Genomic DNA, 4,215 nt, shown 5'->3' on the forward strand with positions numbered 1-4,215 from the left:
AACCTGAAGTTGAAAGTTACAGGAGGGGTAAACAGAACAAGTTCAAGAAATGAATCTTTCAACAATTCCTTAACCAGGTATGGCTATGCCGGAAGTACCGATAAAGTAAATGGGACCATATTAAATACAGACGTAAATAACTGGCTGAATGAAAATACGCTGACTTATAATAAAAAAATCAATAAAGATCATACTCTCAACGTATTAGGGGGTATTACTTTTCAGGGTAGCGACTATCACCGCTATGGAGTGTCAGCCAATCATTTGCCTAATGAATCACTGGGATTAAGTGGATTGGATGAAGGAATTCCAGTAAAGGTGACAGCGATTAATTCTGAATGGTCATTAATGTCATTGCTGTCAAGGGTGAATTATAACTACAAAAGCAGGTATCTGCTTACGGGATCGTTCCGTGCAGATGGCTCCTCTAAATTCCGCGCGGATAATCGCTGGAGTTATTTTCCTTCGGCAGCATTTGCATGGCGTGCCATCAATGAAAATTTCCTTAAAAATTCTACCCTCCTGTCTGACGCCAAGCTGCGCTTGAGCTGGGGTATTACGGGCAATAACCGGGTAAGCGATTACGCAAGTTATGCGCGTTTAAGTTTTGACAATTCCAGTGGCGTTTACAATGCTTATTATCCATTCAACAATAGCCTGCAACAAGGTGTATATCCGTCAAACCTGGCTAACCTGGATCTGAAATGGGAAAATACCACTCAATCCAATGCCGGGGTAGATTTAGGAATCTGGAAACAGAGAATAACTTTAACGATGGATTATTATAAGAAAACCACATCAGACCTGTTGTTGAATGCACAGCTGCCTTTAACCACTGGCTATGTGGATGCTTTTAAAAATATTGGTAAAACCAGTAACAGTGGTTTAGAATTCGCTTTGAATACGGTTAATGTAAATAAAAAAAACTTTAGCTGGAACAGCAGTTTAAACATTTCTTTCAATAGAAATAAGGTGCTTGAACTTACCCAGAACCAGGAAAGCTTGCTTACTAACGTAAATTGGGATCAGGATTTCAAAAACCTGCCTTTGTACATCGCCAAAATAGGACAACCCTTAGGACAGATGTATGGGTATGTTTGGGAAGGTGTATACCAATATAATGATTTTGACCAATTGCCAAACGGCAGTTACCTGCTGAAGGATTTAGTGACTACGAATACTTCAGACAGGTCTTCAGCCTCCACTATTAAGCCTGGAGATATTAAGTACACTGATTTAAATGGAGATGGTGTTATCAATGACTATGACCGTACCGTAATTGGTCGTGGTTATCCTATCCATCAGGGTGGCTTTAATAACAATTTCAAGTATAAGAATTTCGACTTGAGTGTTTTTATGCAATGGTCATACGGAAACGATATTGTGAATGCAAACCGCTTATTATTCGAGGCGGGAAATAAAATCAACCTCAATCAGTACGCTACTTTTCAGAACAGGTGGACACCCACGAATACAGAAACTGACATGCCAAGAGTTGGTGGTAAAGGACCAAATGCTTACTCAAGCAGGATCATTGAGGATGGCTCCTACCTAAGGTTAAAAACTGTTTCACTTGGCTATAGCTTTGCGCCCTCTGTATTGAAGCGCCTGAATGCTAAAACACTTAGAGTTTACGCTTCAGCACAGAATCTTGTAACCTGGACAAACTATTCAGGTTCAGATCCTGAGGTGTCAGTCTATTATACTGCGCTTACGCCGGGATTTGACTACTCGTCATATCCAAGGCCAAATACAATCATTTTCGGTTTAAATCTTTCTTTATAATTAGCATGATCATGAGAACATCTAACTTATTACATCATATCAGCAAGAGAATACTATTCTCCATCGTCTTTTTAACCACCATATTACTAGCGACAAGCTGCAAAAAATTTTTAGATAAAGTGCCTCAGGATTTTATTTCCCCTGAAAATTCGTTTAAAGATGAATCATCTTTAAACACGGCTCTAACAGGTGTATATGACATTTTGGGAAAGGAGGAAATGTACGGCAGCAATATCCCGATGATTCACTCAGTAGCTGATGACGGTTTTTACTCCCGCAGTGCTATCATTTCAGGTACACAGGTATACAATTTCGATGCCTCAGATGCCACTATAAATGACATGTGGAAGTACTTGTATATGGGCATAGAACGGGCAAATTTATTGCTTGCTAATGTAGACAATGTGGCTATGGATGTAACTGCAAGGAATGCGATTAAGGGGGAAGCAAAGTTCCTGCGTGCTTATTACTATTATGTACTTGTTGATTTTTGGGGAGATGTTCCGCTGAAAACCACACCCTCTACTTCTGTTAATGAAGTTGATATTCCACGTACACCTACCCGCCAGGTATATGATTTTATCCTTAAAGAGATGGAAGAAGCTGAAGGAATGGTTTATACCTCTACAAAAATAGGATTCGGTGGTCGTGTTTCAAAGACCACTATTGATGGAATACTGGCGCGAGTGTGCCTGAAGATGGCTGGCCATCCTTTAAACGATGCTACGAAATACGCAGAGGCTTTAAAATGGGCTAAAAAAGTCGTTATGCCTGATAATACAGTTGCAGAACATAGACTAAATGCCAGTTTTTCCAATGTATTTATTAAGCATTGCGCAGATCAGTATGATGTAAAAGAGTCTATGTGGGAAGTGGAATTATATGGCAACCGCAGTGGTGATTTTGAATCTGGAAGGTTGGGTAATGGTATTGGAATACAATGTAATGATGAAGTTTTTGGCTTCTCTTATGGTTTCTTAAATACGACTGCTAAACTATTCAATAGCTATGAGCCAACAGATAAAAGGAGGGATTGGACCATTGCTCCTTATGCTTATACCTACAATGTGGTGAGCGGGGTAAGTACAGTGATTGATTCTACTTATTATACTGCAGCACAGGTCTACAATAGGAATATTGCTAAATGGCGCCGCCATTATGAAAAGGTACTGCCTCGAAATAAAAACTATACACCAATCAACTTCCCGTTGTTACGCTATTCAGATGTTTTACTGATGCTGGCTGAGGCGGAAAATGAAGTGAATGGGGCAACAAGCATAGCAAAGGCTGCGGTTAAAGAGGTACGTGACCGTGCAAATGTAACAGATGTGACCACAGCGATTGGATCTGCTGCTGCTATGCGCACGCTGATTCAGGAGGAAAGGTTTAGAGAGCTGGCTTTTGAAGGCCTGCGTAAGCATGACCTGATCCGTTGGGGTATGTTTGTAACAACAATGAACAATTTGGGTATTGATATTAGCAATACAGGTGGAAGCTCCTTTGCTTATGGGGCAATGGCAGGAAAAAATGTGAGAACTAAACACGAATTGTTCCCCATTCCAACGCTGGAGCTTTCGTTAAACAGGGCTATGGTACAAAATCCAGGCTGGTAATATTAATCCTTTAAATAAAACAAAAATGAAACATATATATCGCCTTTTACCGGCACTATTAATTGTATTTGCATCATGTAGTAAAAATGAAGTAGCAGAACTTGATTTCAACGTAACGGTTGATCAAACTTCTTATAAAGCCGGTGATACGGTTAGGTTCCAGATTATTGGCAACCCCGAACTACTTACTTTTTACTCAGGTGAGCGTGGTCTTCAATATGAAAATAAAGGAAGAACCTCAGCAGACGGTAAGCCTGAACTAAGTTTTATTTCCTATATGCAATATGGTACTCAGGCAAATACACTGAAATTGCTTGTATCTTCTGATTTTTCAGGAGCCTATAATGCAGCAGCTATAGCTGCTGCTAACTGGACAGATATTACCAGTAAAGCCATTTTGAGCACTGGTGTAGACAATACTTCTTCAGGTATAATTGACCTTTCTGCATATAAATCAGACAAGCCGATCTTTTTTGCTTATAGTTTTACCGGTTCTACCGCCTCTACACAACGTACCTGGACTATTAAAAATTTCGCAATTAGTAATTTTTTGCCAGATAATAGTAGGGTGACAGTGGCAGGAATTGCAGATGCCGGATGGGTGGGGATCAATTTGAATACTTCGCCAAGAAGCTGGGCTATAACCAGCACACAATTACAGTTTCAAGGAGGTGTAGCAGGTATCGGAAATAACACGGGTTATGTTATTACCAAGCCTCTATTTTTGACCAAAGTATCACCGGATAGAGGTGTGGCTTTAAAAAATATGGCAACACGAATAAATACATATCAATATGTATATAAAGAAAGTGGGGAT

General features: G+C 39.9%; 3 protein-coding genes. All 3 read left to right on the top strand.

The genetic code is table 11. From position 1 onward, the window contains the following. Window positions 1-1,785 (top strand): SusC/RagA family TonB-linked outer membrane protein (locus ACR2F7_RS13055; RefSeq protein WP_432713995.1); only part of this gene is annotated, 1,785 nt, incomplete at its 5' end. Window positions 1,786-1,796: 11 nt separating this feature from the next. Beyond that, window positions 1,797-3,398 carry a RagB/SusD family nutrient uptake outer membrane protein gene (locus ACR2F7_RS13060; protein WP_432713996.1) on the top strand — a complete coding sequence of 534 codons (1,602 nt, stop codon included), beginning with the start codon at window positions 1,797-1,799 and terminating at the stop codon, window positions 3,396-3,398. A gap of 25 nt (window positions 3,399-3,423) precedes the next feature. Continuing rightward, window positions 3,424-4,215: DUF5017 domain-containing protein (locus ACR2F7_RS13065; protein ID WP_432713997.1), on the top strand; the 792-nt coding region annotated here is incomplete at its 3' end.

It is taken from the genome of Pedobacter sp. (assembly GCF_045628745.1).
Lineage (GTDB): Bacteria > Bacteroidota > Bacteroidia > Sphingobacteriales > Sphingobacteriaceae > Pedobacter.